Origin of the sequence: Erythrobacter sp. (genome assembly GCA_019739335.1) — a bacterium.
Lineage (GTDB): Bacteria > Pseudomonadota > Alphaproteobacteria > Sphingomonadales > Sphingomonadaceae > Alteraurantiacibacter.
Window position 1 is genome coordinate 536474 of the sequence record CP073261.1, and the last position, 18648, is coordinate 555121.

General features: G+C 63.1%; 26 protein-coding genes and 1 pseudogene. 13 read left to right on the forward strand and 14 right to left on the reverse strand.

Translation table 11 applies throughout. The features are described 5' to 3' along the window. The first annotated feature begins 73 nt into the window (after positions 1 to 73). Positions 74 to 676, forward strand: coding sequence for a guanylate kinase (gene gmk / locus JY451_02675; protein ID QZH76517.1), 603 nt, complete (start codon positions 74 to 76; stop codon positions 674 to 676). On the opposite strand, the gene JY451_02680 is transcribed toward gmk, so the two are convergent. Then, entirely contained in the window at positions 673 to 3060 is a 2388-nt protein-coding gene (locus JY451_02680) for a S8 family serine peptidase (protein ID QZH75537.1), read from the reverse strand. The genes gmk and JY451_02680 overlap by 4 nt on opposite strands. Before the next feature lie 165 nt (positions 3061 to 3225). On the opposite strand from JY451_02680, the gene dapD reads away from it, so the two are divergent. From dapD to JY451_02705, 5 genes are all read left to right on the forward strand, one after another. After that, complete coding sequence (gene dapD / locus JY451_02685; GenBank protein QZH75538.1) at positions 3226 to 4065, forward strand: 2,3,4,5-tetrahydropyridine-2,6-dicarboxylate N-succinyltransferase; 840 nt, start codon at positions 3226 to 3228, stop codon at positions 4063 to 4065. 87 nt (positions 4066 to 4152) lie between these two features. Next, positions 4153 to 4437 carry a hypothetical protein gene (locus JY451_02690; protein QZH75539.1) on the forward strand — a complete coding sequence of 95 codons (285 nt, stop codon included), beginning with the start codon at positions 4153 to 4155 and terminating at the stop codon, positions 4435 to 4437. Positions 4438 to 4475: 38 nt separating this feature from the next. Next, positions 4476 to 4703: a DUF2945 domain-containing protein gene (locus tag JY451_02695; protein QZH75540.1), complete on the forward strand. Its 228-nt coding sequence runs from the start codon at positions 4476 to 4478 to the stop codon at positions 4701 to 4703. Further along, positions 4703 to 4891, forward strand: coding sequence for a DUF3008 family protein (locus JY451_02700; protein QZH75541.1), 189 nt, complete (start codon positions 4703 to 4705; stop codon positions 4889 to 4891). The genes JY451_02695 and JY451_02700 overlap by 1 nt, the downstream gene beginning before the upstream one ends. Continuing rightward, entirely contained in the window at positions 4884 to 5330 is a 447-nt protein-coding gene (locus JY451_02705; protein ID QZH75542.1) for a DUF1810 domain-containing protein, read from the forward strand. Before JY451_02700 ends, JY451_02705 begins: the two co-directional genes overlap by 8 nt. Here the strand turns inward: JY451_02705 and JY451_02710 are convergent. Beyond that, a complete protein-coding gene (locus JY451_02710) occupies positions 5308 to 6561 on the reverse strand; it encodes a dipeptidase (GenBank protein QZH75543.1) in 1254 nt (417 codons plus the stop codon). The two genes, JY451_02705 and JY451_02710, sit on opposite strands and share 23 nt — an antisense overlap. A 70-nt stretch (positions 6562 to 6631) precedes the next feature. Here JY451_02710 and JY451_02715 point away from each other — a divergent pair, with 70 nt between their 5' ends. Next, positions 6632 to 6922 (forward strand): DUF427 domain-containing protein, encoded by a 291-nt coding sequence (locus tag JY451_02715; protein QZH75544.1) that lies wholly within the window; start codon positions 6632 to 6634, stop codon positions 6920 to 6922. After that, positions 6919 to 7315, forward strand: a pseudogene (locus tag JY451_02720) (DoxX family protein). The gene JY451_02715 and the pseudogene JY451_02720 overlap by 4 nt, the downstream one beginning before the upstream one ends. Before the next feature lie 79 nt (positions 7316 to 7394). On the opposite strand, the gene JY451_02725 reads toward JY451_02720, so the two are convergent. From JY451_02725 to JY451_02740, 4 genes are all read right to left on the reverse strand, one after another. Then, positions 7395 to 7787: a PilZ domain-containing protein gene (locus JY451_02725; GenBank protein QZH75545.1), complete on the reverse strand. Its 393-nt coding sequence runs from the start codon at positions 7785 to 7787 to the stop codon at positions 7395 to 7397. Between the two features lie 97 nt (positions 7788 to 7884). After that, a complete protein-coding gene (locus JY451_02730; GenBank protein ID QZH75546.1) occupies positions 7885 to 9147 on the reverse strand; it encodes a gallate dioxygenase in 1263 nt (420 codons plus the stop codon). Between the two features lie 208 nt (positions 9148 to 9355). Beyond that, positions 9356 to 9607, reverse strand: coding sequence for an SWIB/MDM2 domain-containing protein (locus JY451_02735; protein ID QZH75547.1), 252 nt, complete (start codon positions 9605 to 9607; stop codon positions 9356 to 9358). 50 nt (positions 9608 to 9657) lie between these two features. Then, a complete protein-coding gene (locus JY451_02740) occupies positions 9658 to 10272 on the reverse strand; it encodes a YbhB/YbcL family Raf kinase inhibitor-like protein (GenBank protein QZH75548.1) in 615 nt (204 codons plus the stop codon). Positions 10273 to 10517: 245 nt separating this feature from the next. Here JY451_02740 and JY451_02745 point away from each other — a divergent pair, with 245 nt between their 5' ends. Then, the gene (locus JY451_02745) at positions 10518 to 11951 is read left to right on the forward strand and encodes a peptidase S41 (GenBank protein ID QZH75549.1); all 1434 of its coding nucleotides are present in this window, start codon (positions 10518 to 10520) and stop codon (positions 11949 to 11951) included. Here the strand turns inward: JY451_02745 and JY451_02750 are convergent. The 5 genes from JY451_02750 to JY451_02770 form a co-directional block, all read right to left on the reverse strand. Next, on the reverse strand, positions 11948 to 12376 hold the full coding sequence (locus JY451_02750; protein QZH75550.1) for a hypothetical protein: 429 nt from the start codon (positions 12374 to 12376) through the stop codon (positions 11948 to 11950). The two genes, JY451_02745 and JY451_02750, sit on opposite strands and share 4 nt — an antisense overlap. Positions 12377 to 12429: 53 nt before the next feature. Further along, positions 12430 to 12879: a DUF3429 domain-containing protein gene (locus tag JY451_02755; GenBank protein QZH75551.1), complete on the reverse strand. Its 450-nt coding sequence runs from the start codon at positions 12877 to 12879 to the stop codon at positions 12430 to 12432. A gap of 123 nt (positions 12880 to 13002) precedes the next feature. Further along, positions 13003 to 13584: a fasciclin domain-containing protein gene (locus JY451_02760; GenBank protein ID QZH75552.1), complete on the reverse strand. Its 582-nt coding sequence runs from the start codon at positions 13582 to 13584 to the stop codon at positions 13003 to 13005. 397 nt (positions 13585 to 13981) lie between these two features. Continuing rightward, on the reverse strand, positions 13982 to 14230 hold the full coding sequence (locus JY451_02765; GenBank protein QZH75553.1) for a hypothetical protein: 249 nt from the start codon (positions 14228 to 14230) through the stop codon (positions 13982 to 13984). 80 nt (positions 14231 to 14310) lie between these two features. Then, positions 14311 to 14523, reverse strand: a complete 213-nt coding sequence (locus tag JY451_02770; protein QZH75554.1) for a cold-shock protein — start codon at positions 14521 to 14523, stop codon at positions 14311 to 14313. A gap of 275 nt (positions 14524 to 14798) precedes the next feature. On the opposite strand from JY451_02770, the gene JY451_02775 reads away from it, so the two are divergent. Beyond that, positions 14799 to 15107: an alkylphosphonate utilization protein gene (locus JY451_02775; protein ID QZH75555.1), complete on the forward strand. Its 309-nt coding sequence runs from the start codon at positions 14799 to 14801 to the stop codon at positions 15105 to 15107. Positions 15108 to 15113: 6 nt separating this feature from the next. Here JY451_02775 and JY451_02780 read toward each other — a convergent pair whose 3' ends face one another. Further along, positions 15114 to 15503 carry a hypothetical protein gene (locus tag JY451_02780; protein QZH75556.1) on the reverse strand — a complete coding sequence of 130 codons (390 nt, stop codon included), beginning with the start codon at positions 15501 to 15503 and terminating at the stop codon, positions 15114 to 15116. A gap of 311 nt (positions 15504 to 15814) precedes the next feature. Between JY451_02780 and JY451_02785 the strand changes: the two genes are divergently transcribed. From JY451_02785 to JY451_02795, 3 genes are all read left to right on the forward strand, one after another. Beyond that, positions 15815 to 16276: a YaiI/YqxD family protein gene (locus tag JY451_02785; protein QZH75557.1), complete on the forward strand. Its 462-nt coding sequence runs from the start codon at positions 15815 to 15817 to the stop codon at positions 16274 to 16276. Between the two features lie 72 nt (positions 16277 to 16348). Further along, on the forward strand, positions 16349 to 16705 hold the full coding sequence (locus JY451_02790) for a hypothetical protein (protein ID QZH75558.1): 357 nt from the start codon (positions 16349 to 16351) through the stop codon (positions 16703 to 16705). 48 nt (positions 16706 to 16753) lie between these two features. Continuing rightward, a complete protein-coding gene (locus JY451_02795) occupies positions 16754 to 17101 on the forward strand; it encodes a DUF962 domain-containing protein (protein ID QZH75559.1) in 348 nt (115 codons plus the stop codon). A gap of 80 nt (positions 17102 to 17181) precedes the next feature. Here the strand turns inward: JY451_02795 and JY451_02800 are convergent, their stop codons facing one another. Both JY451_02800 and JY451_02805 read right to left on the reverse strand, forming a co-directional pair. Next, positions 17182 to 17580 (reverse strand): response regulator, encoded by a 399-nt coding sequence (locus tag JY451_02800; GenBank protein ID QZH75560.1) that lies wholly within the window; start codon positions 17578 to 17580, stop codon positions 17182 to 17184. Positions 17581 to 17585: 5 nt separating this feature from the next. Beyond that, complete coding sequence (locus JY451_02805; protein QZH75561.1) at positions 17586 to 18599, reverse strand: PAS domain S-box protein; 1014 nt, start codon at positions 18597 to 18599, stop codon at positions 17586 to 17588. Positions 18600 to 18648: the final 49 nt, after the last annotated feature.

An 18648-nucleotide genomic window follows, 5' to 3' on the forward strand; every position in this document is an offset into this window, starting at 1 on the left:
CCGCCCTGCGGCAACAGCGTGCATGGCCAATCCGCACATTCCCAAGCGTCCGCTGCTCGCCCGCCGTGGACTGATGTTCATCCTCTCGTCGCCTTCGGGCACCGGCAAGACCACGATTGCCAGGCGCCTGCTGGTGGAGGATGGCGAAATCGCCATGTCGGTTTCAGTCACCACTCGCCCGCCGCGTCCGGGGGAAGTGGATGGCAAGGACTATCACTTCGTCGATCAGGCCGAGTTCGCACGCATGGTGGATGATGGCGAACTGCTCGAATGGGCGGAAGTGTTCGGCAACAATTACGGCACCCCCAAATCGCAGATCAAGGCGGGGCTGAAGGAAGGCTGCGATTTCCTGTTCGATATCGACTGGCAGGGCACGCAACAGCTCTATCAGCGGATGGAAACCGACGTGGTGCGGGTGTTTCTGCTGCCGCCCAGCATCGGCGAACTCGAAGCGCGCTTGCGGCACCGCGCCACCGACAGCGAGGAAGTGATCGCCGGGCGGATGGCCCGCGCCCGCAGCGAGATCAGCCACTGGGACGGCTACGATTATGTCGTCATCAACGACGATATCGATGCCTGCTTCGAAAAGGTCCGCACGATCCTGATCGCCGAGCGGATGCGCCGCGCGCGGCAGACCGGGCTGGTGGATTTCACCCGCGATCTGATGCGGCCCTAGAACTCCCGCGACCAGCGCACCGCCACCCCCGTATCGGCAGGTGCATCGGCATAGTGCCCCGGTTGGTGGCGGTAGAACAGGCTCGTCATGGCCCCGCCGCCCCACAACCGCCCACGCCAGGCCAGTTCTCCGGTCAGTTCCCGGCCCTCGGGCGACAAGCTGAGGCTGCGGATCGCATAGGCATCGGGCGCCAGCGTTTCATAGCTGTAACCGGTCGGCAGGCGGAGGTTCAGGCCGCCGCCGCTAACCCGCAGCGGTTGCGACAGGCGCAGCGCCAGAGCGTCGTGATCGGCAAACAAGCCACGCCGCGCGATATCCACGCTCCAGCCATTGCTCTCCAGCCGCGATCCTTCGGCCACCAAGGCCGCATAGCGCAGCGTGGTGAAGCCCTGCCGCCATGATCCGCCCAGCCGCCAATCGCCCGCCAGCTGCCAGCCGAGATCGAGATCGAGGAACAGGTTGTCACTCCCCGCCAGCCCGAAGCCTTCGTGGAACCGCGCGCCCAGCACGGTGCGCTCCTCCGCCGTCCAGGTCAGGCCCAGCGCGGTTTCCAGATCGCCGAAGCGCCGGTCGAGAGCGAGCGAGAAACTCGCCATGTCCTCCTCCTCGCGCTGCCCGCGCAGGGCGGCGGCGCGGCGCACAGCGGCGGCGGTCCAGGTCGATCCGGTTTGCGCGCTCAAGGTCAGCCCCCACGGGCCAAGCTGCTGACGCAGCGCGACGGCGGCATCGCTGGCGGCCAACATCCCGTTGTCCGCGCTGCTCTCGCTCGCGATCATGAAGGCGGGGCGCGACTGCCCCTGCAAGCCCGCCACCATCCCGCCCGCGCCTTCGCGATAGGCAAAGGCCACTTCCGTTTCCGGGGCCAGCTGCACCGCAATCCGCGCCGCAAGCACCCGCGCGCCTTCGGCATCCTCGCGCGACAGCCGCAGGAGCTCGGCACGCGGAGGGGTGCGACCGCTGGCGTCGATGGTGAAGGCCATGCTCGCAGCTTCCCCCGCGCCCGACAGCGTGCGACTCTGCCCCGCCAGCGCGCCGTGCAGCCGCTGGCGTTGCTCGGCGCCGCGCAATGTGCCCGCCAGGTCGGCCTCGAAAGCGCGCTGATAGCGGTCGGTAATCAGCGTGGGGAGCGAGGCGGTGCGGAAGGCATCGCCCATCGCGGGCGAGGACACGCCAGAACCGTCCCCGAGCGCCAGCGCCGTCCGCTGACCCGCAATCCCGGTGGTCCCGATCGGCTGGAAAGCGGCAGCAATATCGAGAATGCCCCGGCCATAGACCGCATCGTCTCCCGCAGCGCCCGCGTCCCACGCGCTTTCGAGCAGGATCTCGGCGATCTGCCGCCCGCTCAGATGCGGGAAGGCCTGAGCCAGCAGCGCCGCCGCGCCTGCCACCTGCGGACTGGCGAAGCTGGTGCCGGAGAACAGGAACACGAAGCCCTCGTCATCGACGAAAATCTCGCCATCCTGATAGACGCAGCAGTTCGCTTCCCCGCGCGCGGCAAGGTATTGGTTCTGGTTCGTGCCTGCGCGGTTCGAGAAGCCGGACAACTGGTAATTGCCATCGACCGAGCCGACCACGATCACCCCGCCATCGCCAGCAGAAGCAAACTGCGAGGCGAAAGGCTGCAGCCCGGTCAGCCCGTCGTTTCCCGCCGCGACCACCACCAGCAATCCGGCATCGACAGCCGCGCGCACCGAAGTGCGCAGATTGGCGTCGATTGCAGCGGGGCCGCCGAGCGAAATATTGACCACCTTGGCCCCGTTCGCGACCGCATAATCGATCGAATCGGCAATAGCGCTGTTAAAGAAGCTGCATTCCGAATTGGCGTCTTCCGGGCTGTCGGAGCCGCAGGAACCCGGCTCATCGGCGCGGATGGCGAGCACCGTCGATTGCCAGGCGATGCCGACAATGCCCGTGTTGTTGCGAGCCGCCGCCGCGACCAGTGCCACCGTGGTACCGTGATCGTCGGTCCCCTCGGCCCCGCGGCTGCCGTAGATATCTGTCGAAAGTGGAGAAATCCGGCTGGCAAATTCAGGGCTGTCGGTATCGATCCCGGTATCGATCACTGCAATGGTGACCCCGCTACCATTGTGCCCCGCCGCCCAGGCGCTGGCAGCGTTGTGCTGGCCGGGACCATCCGAATCGCGGAATTCCTGCGTATTGAAGGTGGCGGGGACGGTTTGGACCGGGAACCCGGCGCTGGTGGGCGTCGGAGTGGGTGTTGGCGTTGGCGTCGGAGTGGGCGTCGGAGTGGGCGTGACCGGCGGCATTCCGGGGCTCGGCCCACCTCCGCCAGCGCCACCACAGCCCGAAAGCAGTGCCAGCGCAGCCAGCGCCGCGCCGCCCTGCCCGCTTTTCCAGCGCGATAGATTCGTGACCTGTCCCAATGCCCGCCCCGATAGTTCAGCGCCCTCATGCGCCCACCCACCTTAATCCGAGCCAAGCGAATTTGCCTAATGCCTTTGTCTGCCGCTTGTGCGACGCAGCGCGAACGGCTAGCCGCACGGCTAAATTCGGGGCCTTCTTCGCCCCCGCGTCAGGAGAGCCGTAGCATGACCGCCGAACTCGTCAGTGCCATCGAAGCCGCATGGGAGAACCGCACCGACATTACTCCGGCGGACAGCGACGTGCGGCGGGTCGTGGACGAGGCGCTGGAGATGCTCGATCACGGCACTGCGCGCGTGGCGGAACCGGATGGCGCGGGCGGCTGGCGGGTCAACCAGTGGCTCAAGAAGGCAGTGCTGCTCAGCTTCCGCCTCTATGACAACCGGGTGATGGAAGGCGGATCGGCCGGCAATCCAGCCTATGACAAGGTGCCCTCCAAGTTCGCCGGTTGGGGCCAGGATCGCTTCGTTGAAGGCGGCTTTCGCGTGGTGCCGGGGGCGGTCGCGCGGCGCGGCAGCTTCATCGGCAAGGGCGTGATCCTGATGCCCAGCTTCGTCAATATCGGCGCTTTCGTGGACGACGGCACCATGGTCGATACCTGGGCCACCGTTGGTTCCTGCGCGCAAATCGGCAAGAACGTGCACCTGTCGGGCGGAGTAGGCATTGGTGGAGTGCTGGAGCCGTTGCAGGCAGGCCCGGTGGTGATCGAGGATGGTGCCTTCATCGGCGCACGTTCGGAAGTGGTGGAAGGCGTGCGGATCGGCGCAGGCGCGGTGCTGTCGATGGGCGTCTATATCGGTGCATCGACCAAGATCGTCGACCGCGCGACCGGCGAAGTCCATATGGGCGCGGTTCCGCCCTATGCCGTGGTGGTGCCCGGATCGCTGCCCGGCAAGCCGCTGCCCGACGGTTCGCCCGGCCCCAGCCTCTATTGCGCCGTGATCGTGAAGACGGTGGACGCGCAAACCCGCGCCAAGACCGGGATCAACGATTTGCTACGCGACTGAATGCTGCACGGCCGGCGATTGCGGAACATTGCACCCGCCTGCTAGTTTGGATTCTTCGAGGGTCGTAACGAGACGGAAGGCTACACCATGAGTTACAAAGAGGGCGACGAAATCCATATCGAGGACGATGAGGCCACTGCCGGTTCGAAAGAGGGCGTTGTTCGCTGGGTCCTGTTGATCAGCCTGCTGGCCGCAATACTGATCCTGTCGGTTATCTGGATCGCGGGAGCGTGGCAGAGCGACAATTCCGAACCCTACGCCTCGCCGGTGGAAGAGTCCGATGGAGCGGGACTCAACGACGACTTGTCGAACGAAGTCCTCACAGATGAAGACCAGGATTTCACCGAGATCGAATCCACCGAACCGGAGTAGGAACGAAGGAGGGGGCACCACTATGAAAGGAGCACCCGATGAGCGATTCCAAAAGTTTCAGATCAGGACAGAAAGTCCGGTGGCAATGGGGAAGCGGCACCGGCGAAGGTGAGGTAACGGACCGCTTCGAGCGCGATGTGACCCGCACCTTGAAAGGTAGCCAGATCACCCGCCACGGCAACGCGGACAATCCTGCCTACCTCATCCGGCAGGGCGATGGCGATGAAGTGCTCAAGCTCGGCTCCGAACTTGAAGGAGCGAACTGATGCCTGCGAAATCCAAAGCCCAGCAAAAGGCCGCCGGTGCGGCTCTTTCCGCCAAGCGAGGCGATACCAAGGTCGGCGACCTCAAGGGTGCTTCGAAAGACATGTACGATTCCATGTCCGAGGAGGAACTGGAGGAATTCGCCAGCACCGATCGCAAGGATCTGCCGGACAAGGTGGACAATGACTGACGGGTACGATCTGGCCCGTTTCGTGCGGGCACAGGCCGGACTCTACCCTTCTGCCTTGGCCGAATTGCGTTCTGGCACCAAGCGAACCCACTGGATGTGGTTCGTCTTTCCGCAAATCCTCGGACTTGGTTTGAGCAGTAATGCCCGCATTTTCGCCATATCGGGAGCCGCCGAGGCGCGGGCCTATCTCGCCCATGATTTGTTGGGCGATCGCCTTCGCGAAAGCACCAGCGCAATGCTGGAGTGGGTGGGAAAACGCAGCGCATGCGATATTCTCGGGCCGCTCGACGCGCTGAAGTTTCGCAGCTCGATGACCCTGTTCGAACATGTCGATTCCGGTGACAGCCGCTTCAGCCTTGCGCTGGAAGGATTCTGCAACGGTGAACGCGATCGGGCGACACTCGACCGGCTGGAAGTCAGTTCACCGGCGCTTCAATAGGCGGCATGTCCGCCTGCCCCGCCGCAAAGTCTTCCGCAGCGCGCATCACCCGCAGCATGTTGCGGTAGGAGATCTTCTCCAGATCGGCTTGCGAATAGCCGCGCCGCGCGAGTTCGGTGAACAGCGCCGGGTAGCCGGTCACGTCCTCCATCCCCACCGGCCCGCTCGCCATCCCGTCGTAATCGCCGCCGATGCCGATGTGATCGATCCCCGCCACGTCGCGGATGTGATCGATATGATCCGCCCAGTCGGAAATGGTCGCATCGGGTGTGGGATTGGCCGCGTCCCATTCGGCAAGGCCCGCTTCGACCAGATCGGGGCGGCCCTGCCACCAGGATTCCAGCCGCGCCTTCTCGCCCGCGCGCGCGGCGAACCACACCCGCTGCGCTTCGCTCAGGTAGCCGGGCAAGCCGACCGCCATCACGATCCCGCCGTTCTCCGGCATCCGCGCCAGCACATCGTCGGGCACGTTGCGCGAATGGCCGTTTACCGCGATGGCGCCCGAGTGGCTGAAGATCACCGGCGCGCCAACCACGTCGAGCGTATCGTTCATGGTGGCAGGCGATACGTGGCTCAGATCGACCAGCATCCCCAGCCGCGCCATTTCGCGCACCACCAGCACGCCGAACTCCGTCAGCCCGTCATGCTCGGGCGCGACCGAGGCGCTGTCCGCCCACGGCGTGTTACGATTGTGCGTCAGCGTCATGTAGCGCGCGCCGAGCTCGTACATCTGCCGCAGCACGGCGAGGCTTGAACCGATCGAGTGCCCGCCTTCCATGCCGATCAGCGAAGCGATCCGGCCCTGCGCCCGCGCTGCCTCGACATCGTCCGCCGTCAGCGCCAGCATCAGGTCGTCGGGATAGGCCTCCACAAGCCGCCGGGTCACGTCGATCTGTTCGAGCGTGTTCTGCACCGCCTGCGGTTCTTCCAGCGCGGCAGGGACATAGACCGACCACCACTGCGCCCCGACCATGCCGGTGCGGAGCCGGGCGAGATCGGTGTGCATCTGCCCCGCCGTCCAGGTGTCGCCTTCCAGCGTATCGTGGAAGTCGAAATCCGCGAGCACATTGCCGTGGCGCGAGCGCAGGCGACCGGGCACGTCGTTGTGCCCGTCCCACACCGGCGCGGCTTCGAGCGCTGCGCGGGAGACGGCTTCGGGCGCGTCCTGCGCGGCGGCAGGGACGGCGAGGAGGGCGAGGCCGCTGGCTGCGGCAAGGAAAGTGCGGTTCATGGACCAAGGGTAGGATAGAGCCGAGGCGCAAGGCAAGCTATGATCGCCCATCAATCAGGGAGTTATGCGAATGACAATGATCGCCAGCTGGAACGGCCACGAAATCGCCCGCAGCGACAACACCGTGGTGGTCGAAGGCAACCACTACTTCCCGCCCGAGGATGTCGATGCGGAGGTGCTGCTGCCCAGCGAAACGCACTCGTATTGCCCGTGGAAGGGCGATGCGAGCTACTATTCGGTGCAGGCGGGTGACGCGGTGAACCGCGATGCTGCGTGGTATTATCCCGAACCGAAGGATGCCGCCGCGCAGATCAAGGGCCGGATCGCATTCTGGAAAGGCGTGACGGTTTCGGAAGCGTGAGGGCAGCGCTGCGCTACCTGCTGGCGGCATTCTATGCCTATGCCGGGTACCGTCACATTGTCGGGCCGGAGCCGTTCCTGCAGATCATTCCGGGCTTCGTGCCCCCCTGAAGCTGTGGTTCTGTGGACCGGAATGGCCGAGATTTTGGGGGCGATCGCCCTCGCCCAGCCGTTCTCGCTGCGGTTGCGGCAGGCGGGCGGGATCGGGCTGGCGCTCTATGCGCTGTGTGTCTGGCCTGCTAATGTGAACCATCTGCTTATCGACTTGGCGAGGTCGGATGGCGGCTGGGGCATAGGCTATCATGGGCCGAGGATGCTGGCGCAGCCGCTGGTCATCTGGCTGGCGCTGTGGACGGGGCGCGTGGTCGATTGGCCGTTCCAGCGTAAAACGTGAGTCCCCGCGCAGGCGGGGGCCTCAGGCCTCAGGCACGAGGCTCCCGCTTTCGCGGGAGCTCGGATCACTAGTTCAAGGCCTAACCCCTGCCCGCCCAATCCTCCTTCGCCCGCAGCAATCCCGCATCGAGCCCCAGCTCGGCGGCGTGATCGGCAGTTTCCCGAAATCGCGCAATCGCTTCCTCGGCCAGCGGTGCGTCGAATTCCAACCCGCAATTCTCGTCGCGCCGCCAGATTACCGTGCCGAAAGCCATCGCACCAGCTACCTTGAGCTGCACGAAGCTCCCGACTTGCGGAAGCCCCGTGCCCCCGACATGCGCGCCAACCGAAGTGATATCCACCAGCGTCACCCTGCGGCGCGCCACGGGGGTATCGAGATTGCACGGCAGCGTGACAGTCGCCCGCCTGCGCGAGCGCTTTTCCGGGCGAACGGGTTCGGCCGGGCTCAGGCCCTTGCGGCCAAATGCACCCATGTCCTTGCTCCATCGATAATCGACGGAACAATACCCTCAATAAATGAAAACATGATTTCCGGAGTCTAACCCAGGCGTGCATCTCACGCAGCGCAGATCAGGTCTCCTTGCCCGCCACGCCGTAATTGATGCTGGCATTCCGCGTCTTCTGGAACTCCGGCACGGTCATGCCCTTCATCGCGGCGTAGATGTCGATATTGCCGATCCCGGTCACCGCGCCGAGCTTTTCCAGCATGAAGAAGATCACCCCGTAATGGATCATGCCGATCCAGTCGCGGCGGCGGACGAGGTCCTGCTCTTCAGCGGTCAGCCCGCCCTTCGCATAGGCGGCTTCCTCGTCTTCGCGGAACAGCTTGCGCATGTCGGGCTGGGTCAGCGAGTGCAGGAAGTGGTTGAGCCGGAAGCCCTTTACGCTGCGTTCGATGGTGAAGGGATAGGTGCCCGCCAGCTTTTCTGCTCCCGCATAGTCGCGGTCGGCGCGCGCGCGAGTGACTTCCGGCGGTTCGACCGGCGCATCGGGGTTTCGTTCTTCGAGGATCATGGTCGCGATCGGGCACATCGAGGGCAGGAAATAGGTCTTGTGAATGCACTCGACATCGGCCGAAAGCGCGCCGCGCATCATCAGCCACATCACCACTTCCGCGCCTTCCCAGCCGCCCAGCGTCGCCAGTTCAGCAACCGTCATGTCGAGCAGGCCTTCGGGGTCCTTTTCCAGCCGCTCCATGAATTCATGGTCCCACGCCGGGTTGTTGAACCCGCAGCCTTCGCCGTGGACCTGATGGCTCAGGCCGCCCGTTCCGGCGATCGCGACCTTGATGTCCTCTGGGTAGGAGAGGATCGCCTGCCGCAGGCTCTTGCCGAACTTGTAGAACCGCCGCGCAGAAGGCAGCGGTACGGTCAGCACGCCGCAGACCACCGGCACCAGCTTGCAGGCCCAGCCGTTATCCGCGTCGTAATCGACCATCACGCTGAGCGGCGAGAAGGCGCCGTGATCCAGCCCCTTGCCTTGGAAGTAGGACAAGTCGAACTCGTTCGCCACCATCACCCGCGCGACATGTTCGGCGAACTTCGGATCGCCCTTGATCGCCGGGATATCGCGCGGGCCACCGCCTTCGTCCGCCGCCTTGAATTCCTCGCCCACACCCAGCGCGAAATGGCTGTAGTGATCGAAGAACGAAGTCATGTGATCGTTGTAGATGTAGACCAGCACGTCGGGTTGCTTCTCGCGGAACCACGCCTGCACGGGTTCATAGCCTTCGAAGATCGGCTTCCACACCGGATCGTCCTGCTTGCCGCCGTCCTTGGCGAAAGCGATGGTGGGAGTGTGCGAAGTGGCGACGCCGCCGACGATCCGAGCCATGTAGCTGACCTTTCCTCTCGGGCGATAGCGGAAGGCTGCGCCCTATGTGCTTTCCTGCCGTGTGCCATGCAGGAGAGCATTGCGGCAAGTCAATTTACCGGAAATGCGAACAGTTCGGATATGTGAAGATGTCGCGCTCCACTCAAAGAAAACGGGCAGGAAGCCTGCGCTTCCCGCCCGTCCGTATATCACTGATGCGATGGAGCGCTCAGCTCATGTGCTTGGAAACCGCACCCGTCATCTTGAACATCGAAATCTGCTCGGTGCCGATCACCTTGCTCAGCTTGGCATCGGGATTGATCATGCGCTTGTCCTTGGAATCCTGCAGGTTGTTGGCCTTGATGTGATCCCAGACCTTGCTGGTCACCTGCGCGCGGGTCAGCGGGCCCTTGCCCACGACTTCTTCCAGCTCCGGAGTCAGATTGACCGGCTTGGTGAGAGCATTGTTCTTGGCAGCCATTGGTATTTCCTTTCAGTCAAAAAATATGCCGACTTTCAGCCTAGCATTGTTCAATCGTCTTCGTCGCCATCGTCCCAATCGTAATCCCCGCCTTCTTCACGGGTATAAGTCGCTGTAATCAGGGCCAGTCCAATAACATGGCCGGTCATTGCTGCAACCAGTTCCTCGCGACTCGCCCCAGGCATCAGCGTCAGCGGCAAGTCGAGGGCGAAAAGCTGGAATACGTAGGTGTGCGGATCGTCACCCGTCGGCGGGTCGGGAAGCAGCCATTCCGAATTGCCGAAAGCATTCTTGCCCACGCGCGGCGGCGCTTCGCCTTCGAGCAATTTGCCGCGCTGGCCGTGCAGGCCCCAGACCAGCCAGTGGCAGAACGGCTCGCCGGTCTGCCAATCGATATCCTCCACTATAAGCACTAGTTCCTGCGTACCGGGTGGCGGCGCGGTCCATTCGACCGGGGGGGCGACCGAGTCTTCCTCATCGGCGGTGAACGAGGGATCAAGCCAGCCGCCCGCGCTGAAAGCTGCCGAGGAGAGGGCAAAGCCTCCCTTGCCCACCATTTCCGCCGCACCGAGCCGTGCGGCCACGATGCCACCGAGCGCAGCGCCATGTTCCCCCGGTGCCTTGCCGAGAGCCTTGGAGAGCCATGCGGGGACGGGATCGGACATGCAGTAACCTCGGCTGGATTGCGCGCTTATGGCACGCTTTACGGATAGAAGGCTCCGCGATGTGCCGATTGCGCGTCGCGAATGCAAGGGGCTGGCAGTCGGGACGGCTTGGGCATGGGCCATTCCGGCCAGCTTTCCACACTTTGTTGCCTGCCCCCTCGGCCATGCTTGCCAGCCAGCGAGGCGCCCGATAGGATGCCGCGAGCCCACTCGCAGGCTCAACATTCTGAAAGCGTGGAACAATCATGCGCACCTCGAAAATTGCTTTGACTGCGGCCAGCCTTGCCATGCTGGTTTCCTGCGGCGGTGGCGGCGGAAGCGGAGGAAACAACAACACCGGCACTGTTCCAACCCCCACTCCGACTCCTACAACGGCGACGTGCTCGCTTTCCGCGAGGCAGGATTTCACGCTCGCCGTGTTCAACGAATGGTACCTTTTCCCCGATCTGTTCAATGCCTCGGTGAACAAGGCCAGCCACACCAATCTGCAATCCTACATCGATGCGCTGGTCGCCCCTGCGCGGGCACAATCGCGCGATCGGTTCTTCTCTTACGTCACCTCCATTGCCGAGGAGGAGGCTTTCGCGAGCACCGGCGCTTCGGCAGGGTTCGGCTTTCGCCTGGCCTATGACACGGCCAACCGGCAGGTGTTCGTGATCGAGACATTCGAAGGAACTGCCGCTCTCGGCGCCAATCTCGATCGCGGCACGGAATTGCTCGCCATCGGCACCTCCACCAACAACCTTCAGACGGTCAATTCGCTGATGGCAACCGGCGGACCGGGCGCGGTCTCCGACGCTCTCGGCCCTTCGACAGCAGGGACAAGCCGGGTCCTGCGGGTGCGTGACCAGTCAGGCGTCGAGCGCGAAATTGCGCTCACCAAGACCGAATTCGAGCTGGATCCGGTGTCGAACCGCTACGGTGCCCAGATCATCAATGATGGCGGCAAGCTGGTGGGATATCTCAATCTGCGCACTTTCTCCGTGGAATCGGCGGAAGCGGATCTTCTGGCCGCGTTCGAGGACTTCCGCGCTGCGGGGGTGACAGAGCTGATTATCGATTTTCGCTATAATGGCGGCGGCTTCATCTATATTGCCGAAATTTTGGGCGACCTGATGGGGCGCGGGCGCGAAGGGCAGGTTTTCGAGCGGATCAATTTCCGACCCTCCAAGGCCGCGGAGAACGAAATCTACCGCTTTACCGCGCGCGCCCAATCGATCGCGCCGACACGGATCGCCTTCATCGGCACCGGGTCCACCGCTTCGGCCAGCGAATTGGTCATCAACGGGATGCAGCCCTATGTCGACGACATTGCGCTGATCGGCACCAACACTTTCGGAAAGCCGGTTGGCCAATCGGCTTTTGATCGGCCTGCCTGCGATGACCGGCTGCGGGTGGTGACGCTACAGATCGCCAATGCCGATAACGAAGGCGATTACTACACCGGGCTTGCCAGCACCGTGCCCAACACCTGCCGCGCCAATGACGATATCGGCTTCCAGATGGGCGACCCGCGCGAGCAAATGACGGCAGTGGCGCTTGATTACCTTGCGGGCCGGACCTGCACCGCGATAGCGGGCGGCCCGGCTACGACGGCTGCGGCTATCGACAGCGGTGTGCTCGCACCCGAATTGTCCGAGCGCACCGCAGCGCAGCACGAGACGCCTGGGCTGTTCTAGGCCTCCGCTAGTTCGTCCACCCCTTCGCGCCAGGCACAGCCGCTGAGGGTCTGGCCGTTCAGTTCGACCGTAGCGTTGAAGGGATAGGTGCGATCGCTCATGCCGTCCGAACAATCGCCGGGCGTAATGGCGATGTCGATTTGCTGGTCTTCAAGCTGACCGCTGAAAGACAGGCCGCCTCGCCCGGCGAACCGCTCCACAGGCACGGTGATGCCGTCGATGTTCTCCGGCGTAGTCCAGGTCAGTTGCCCGCCCGAAATGGTTCCGCCCCAGAACGGCTCCGTCCCGGTGATCCGCAAAACCGCATCTTCCGCAATCCCGGCATAGGGTTGCGTTTCGGAAGCATCTCCAGGGAAAGTCTCGCCATCGCTTGGCTGGCAGGCGGACAGAGCGGCAGCGGCTGCCAAAAGGAATAAGCGTTTCATCCGGGCGATACCTTTCCAATACGTGACGTACGGACGATACATTGTCGGCCCGCTCAGCCCAAGGCCAAAGCCAGCGTCGCCGCCCCCAGCCCGGCGGAAAGCGGCAGGCGTAAAGCCATCCACCACGCCGGTCGAATGGTGACAAGGCGTATGTCTACCAGCGGACTCGCCAGAATTGCCAATGCCAGCACAACGAGTGATGGGCCTGGCCAGCGTTCACCGACTACCCACGGAACAAAGGTGCCCAGAGCAATCAGACTGGGGGAGACTGCGGCGATCCATATCCAGGCCGGCGCGCGGCGGGCCTGATCGGGCGCCGCTGCTGCAAGCCCCCACCACATGCCGCCCAGAAAACTGAGAATCAGTGCCGCATAGGCCCAGCCGATAGCCAGTGCGGTCCATCGCCATTCCGCCGGCCCGACCCACACGGCCGCCGCACAGGTGAATTGCGGCAGCAAGCCGGTGAGGCCTAGGAATCGCGCTACTGGGGGGATGGAAGTCATGCGCAACCTGCTATCAAAGCCACACTTTTTTTGCGAACCATTGCTCGCACTGGCTGCCAGCAAACGAAAAGGCGAGCCTCCTTCGGAGACCCGCCTTTTGAATTTCAAACCGACGTTTGCCGATTACGCGGGCCTCAACACCGTATCAATCACGTGGATGACGCCATTCGAGGCATCGACATCGGTGGCGATCACGGTGGCGGTGTTGCCGGCGGCATCGGTCAGCGTGACATTGCCATCGACCACCCTGGCAGTCAGCGTGGTGCCGTTGACAGTGTTCACGGTGTAACCCGCATCGCCTGCGCCCTCGATCGCGGCCAGCACATCGGCGGCCATCAGTTCGCCTTCGACGACGTGGTAGGTCAGGATCGAACCGAGCTGCTCGGTCTCGGTGGTGGTCAGCGTTTCAACGGTGCCTTCCGGCAGCGCGGCGAAGGCGGCATTGTTCGGCGCGAACACGGTGAACGGGCCGGTGCCCGAGAGAGTGTCGCCCAGTTCGGCGGCAGTCACGGCAGCAACCAGCGTTGAGAAATCTTCATTGCCTTGGGCAACTTCGACGATGTTGCCGGTTGCGGTGGGCGTTTCCATCGACATTTCATCGGCCATCGCCGCATCTTCGGTGGCGGTGGTATCTTCGGCGGGTTCGGCACAGGCGACAAGCGCCAGCGAAGCGGCAGTGGCGAGAGCGAGGGAGAGGGTCTTCATGGTTCCGGTTCCTTGGTGTGTTGGGGGCTTGGCGGCAGATATTTCAAGACGTTGCCGGTCGTCCTAATGCTGCAACGGAGCAGCTTCCGGCTTGTTCCAATTGCGGCGAAATTGTGGCCTGTTTTCTGACGAACTGTTCATTTCGAACGACGACCGTGCGTGCTCCGGCGGAGGGGAAGGAGAAACCGGAACACACACGGCGCTACCTATCTGGCTATCGCCCTAGCGATTGCGAGACCGACCTTGGGCCGTAGAGACCAAGGTCCGTGTTTTCGTCCGTCACGGGTGGTTCAGCAAATTGGTGGGGATTGGCGTGCTTCATCAAGGACCTCCGTGGCTGTCTGTATGACAGCTACGGAAGCACCATCAGGAAGGTCGCAGAATTTTCTCTGGGCCGTTAGATGGCGGCGGGGGCTGCGCTGGCGGCCCATTCCTCGGCATCGGCAGCTTCGCGGTCAAGCCGTTCCTGCCGCACCACGGCGGCCTTCTTGCGGTCGTCTTCGACCTTTTGCGCCTGATCGGCCAAAGCCCGCCACGTCTTTTCCGCGCGCAGGTTGCGGTCGCGCACATTGTCCAGCGTCGCTTGCTGCGCCTCAACGGCGGCATCGCGGGCACGCTGATCGTAGAAGGTGAAGGACTGGGACATGGGCGGTTCTCCGCTGGAGGGTATTCGAATGCGCAACCGGGCGCAGGATCGCTCCCGCGCCCGGTCACATCGGTGTGTGATCAGTCAGCCGAGGAAAGGTTGACGGCGCTTTCCTTGCCATTGCGACCCTGCTCGACTTCGTAGTTCAGGCGCTGTTCCTTATCGAGCGTCTGCATGCCCGCCGCCTGGACGGCAGAAATGTGCACGAAGCTGTCGGCCGAGCCATCGTCGGGCTGGATGAAACCATAGCCCTTGTCGGAATTGAAGAATTTTACGGTGCCGGTCTTCGACATGTGGAGTTCCTTTCAAAGAACATTCAATGTCCCCGCCGCGAAAGTGCAGCGAGGGGTAGTGCGTCAAATCGTCCAAGGGAAAGGAAGTCGTCGTCTGGTTTGCGCCGGGGCCTTTACCTGTGAGGGATCGGGCAAGCGGCGGTCGGCAAATCTCGAAGTCCGTCGCAAATTTCGACGTCAGCGATTGCTTCACTAGCACAACCGACCCGGATTACCTAATCGCATCTCCGCGCACGGCCATTCCGGCCTTCTGCGCCGCATCAGAGGAACCCTCCATGCCCGGTGACGACGAAGACTATGTCTATGACGAAGACAGTGGTGAATGGCTGCCCGCGTCCGAACTCGCCAGCAGGCAGGCGCAAGCTGACAAGGTTGAAGTGCGCGATGCAGTGGGCAACTTGCTCGCTGACGGCGACCAGGTGACGCTGATCAAGGATCTGACCGTGAAGGGCGCGGGCCAGACACTGAAGCAGGGCACATTGATCCCCTCGATCCGTCTTACCGGCGATGCGCAGGAAATTGACTGCAAGTATCCCGGCATAAAGGGCTTGGTTCTGCGCGCCGAATTCGTCCGCAAGCGCTGACCCCGCCTATTCTTCCACCATCTTGCCCAGCACCGTTACCGTGCAGGTATCGGGACTGCCGTCGAGCGATCTTGGCACAATCAGCCTCGCCGTATCGCCAGGGCACAGACTGGACTGGAAGCGCGCGTCCAGACCGATTCGGTAGTTCCAGTCGAGATCGGGACAGGCGCCGAACGTCTCCAGCAGGTACCGCTCGTTCACGCCGGTGCTGACATACAGCCGTTCGCCGCGGCGACCGTCGGGCGCTTCGGAATAGCCATTGACCTGGCTGACGAAGAAACACTCGCGCTCGGTCGAGAGCCCGGCGATCTCTTCGGGTGGCTGGTCATCATCGGCGACGCAGGCCGTGCAGGCGAGCGCTGCGGCGGGGAGAAGGAAAGCGATCGGTTTTTTCATGGTGGCCTCCTTGCGGCATGGCTTACCATTGATCGGGGTGGCGGGGAAGTTCCGTGACGAGCCCCGTCGAATTTATGCAAGGTCTGCGGCCTGCGGGTGTAAGCCGATGAACAAGGGCATTTCGCCCCGAGTGGAACCCCTCATGGTCAAAGAGAAGCGCAAGTCCAGCAAGGAAACCCGCAAGCCCAAGGCCGACAAGGGCCCGAAGCAGAACGCCAGCCAGCCCAGCCTCAAGCCCGGCGGGATCAAGGGTCTGGAGAACATGAAGAACGGCTGAGGACTTCTCGCGCCCGGCGCGTTAGGGAAGCGGGATGAGTTCCGATCCTGTCACCATCCTCGTCGATGCCGATGCCTGCCCAGTCAAGGACGAGATCTACCGCGTGGCCGAACGCTTCGGCGCGCAGGTCCGCGTGGTCAGCAATTCGCCGTTCCGCGTGCCGGTAAGCGCGCGGGTGCAGCGGGTGATGGTAGGCGCCGGGTTCGACGCGGCGGACGACTGGATTGCCGAGAACGCCCACCCTCGCGCGCTGGTGGTGACGGGCGACATCCTGCTCGCCGAACGCTGCCTGAAGGCTGGCGCGCGGGTGCTCAAGCACGACGGGCGCGAATTCGACACTGCCAGCATCGGCGGCGCGATTGCTACCCGCGCGATCATGGCCGACCTGCGCAGCGGCCTCGCCGGAGTCGGCGGCGGCCCCGCGCCTTTTTCCAAGGCAGACCGTTCGCGCTTCCTGCAATCGCTCGATCGGTTGCTGACCGCACTGCACCGCTAGAACCGGTCTATCCTGCCCGCGCGGTTTGTGTAGGATGGCGCTGGGGGCATGGCGCTCCGGAGGACCCAGGGGATGGATAAACACGAACAGAAGTCGGCCATGGCTGCCGGGGCAAAGGGCGATGCAGGCGGCAAGCCGGTCGCAGGCAAACCTGGCATGGCTGGCAAGCCGGGCATGGATGCGGGCGGCGGCAAGCCCGTCGCAGGCAAGCCGATGGCGGGTGGTGGCAAACCCCGGATGGGAGACGCAGGCGGCAAGCCGATGGGCGGCAAGCAGGGCAAGACTCCCGGCGGTGCCAAGCCGGTCGGCGAAAAGCCGGGCATGGGTGTGGGCAAGCCTGCCGCTCCGGGCGGTGGCAAGCCGATGGCTCCGGGCGGCGGCAAGCCGGGTGCTGGCAAACCGGGCGCGGGTTTCCCCTCCAAGGGTTGAGCCAAGCGAGCGCTTGCGCCGCCGCGCCGCCTGGCGCAAAACCTTGGCATGAGCAGTGACCGCTTCACCAGCTTTGCCGAATTCTGGCCGTTCTACCTGCGCGAACACGCGCGGCCTTTGACGCGCGCCTTGCACTATGTCGGGACTACGCTGGTCTTTGCCGTCGCGGCCTTCGCTTGGGCAACGGGCCAGTGGCTCTGGCTGCTGGCCATGCCACTAGCGGGCTATTTCTTCGCGTGGCTCGCGCATTTCACCGTCGAGAAAAACCGCCCCGCCACCTTTACTTACCCGCTGTGGAGCCTCGCCGCCGATTTTCGCATGTATTTTCTCTGGGCTATCGGGAGATTAGGACCGGAACTTGAGCGGTCAGGAGTGCCGCCGACGAGAAAACCCTAGCAATAGGCCATTCTCCAGATCCCGGAACTGCCAGTTTGACCCGTTTACCAATGGCTTGCCTCAATGCGCATCGAAGCTACTCAGTACAGATGCATTCCCTGTGGCGGACGAGGCAGCGGCAGCGATGAAATCGATGCCTCCACGAACCGAGCCGCACTAACAAGACTGATTTTCGAAGTTGGCTTGTGAATACATCCGAGTGCGACATCGTTGAACTCGTCACCGGGACAGGTGCCGGTGGCGAACACCACCACTATTCCCAACGGCTTGAACTGGGCCGCCAGAAGAATTCCAGAATCGCCGCCCGCCAGGTTGATATCGACAAACGCAAAATCGGGCGAGTGTACCTCGGCAGCTTTCATCGCCGATACCTGATCGTCTGCGATGGCGACAACCTCGTAGCCATGGTCCACCAGGACTTCCTCCATGGCCATGGCTGTCAGCGCTTCGTCTTCGACAATCAGGACTTTCATCATCATGCGACCTAGCCTGATTTGTCTGGCAGGGGCAACTCGATGAGGAATTCCGTTCCTCTGGCGTCTGTGGAAACCTCCAGGCTTGCACGGATCTGACGGGCGAGCGATTTGATGATCCGCGTGCCCAGTCCGGGATTGGCAATTGATTCGAATGGTTCCGGCATGCCGACGCCATCATCGCTGATGCGACAGCGGATTTTCTCCGCGCCCCTGTTCAAGCTGATGGAGATCTTGCCTCCTCGTGCGCCCGGAAAGGCATATTTCGCGCAATTGCTCAGTATTTCTGATGTGATCAGGGAAAGCGGAATGGCAGTATCAAGTCCGATCTCCACGCCGTTTTCGATGTCTTTCTCGACCAAAATCTTGCCGCCAAGATCCATATGGCCGACCACCTGACCAGCGAGCTGATCGATAACCTCGCTGAAATTCACGATGGTGTGCTGGCTGGTGGAATAAAGGTTCTGGTGGATCGTGGCGACAATCGCGACCCGGTTGCTCGCTTCGTTCAGCGCCGCCGCCAGTTCGCCATCCTTGGCCTGGCGGGCGTGCATCTGAAGCAACGACATGACTACCTGCAGGCTGTTTTTCACCCGGTGGTTCACTTCGTGCAGCAGCACATCCTTAGCGGCGATCGCTTCTTCCAGCAGCACGGTCTTGTGCTCCAGTTCGGCGCTCAACCGCTTCTCGTCAGTGATGTCCCGGATGGCCGCGAAGAAGACCCGGTTCTCATCGTCGTGCAGCAATTGCAGGTGCACCGAGACATCGTAATCCGATCCGTCCTTGCGGCGATGGACGGTTTCGAACTTGAGGTCGTCTCCTTCCCCCGCCAGCATCGGCGCAACCAGCTTCCGGAACTGGTCCTCGCTGATGAACGGTTTCAGATCCCATGGGGTCAGATGCGCCAGCTCCTCGACCGAGTACCCCAGGTTCTCGCGCGCACCCCGGTTGACGAGCAGGAATTCGAACGTTTCAGGATCGAAAAGGAAGACTTCGCTGACCGAGTCCTCGACGATGCGGCCCAATTGGGCCGAGCTTATGGATAGCGCTGATCGGTTTGGCATCACGCCCCCA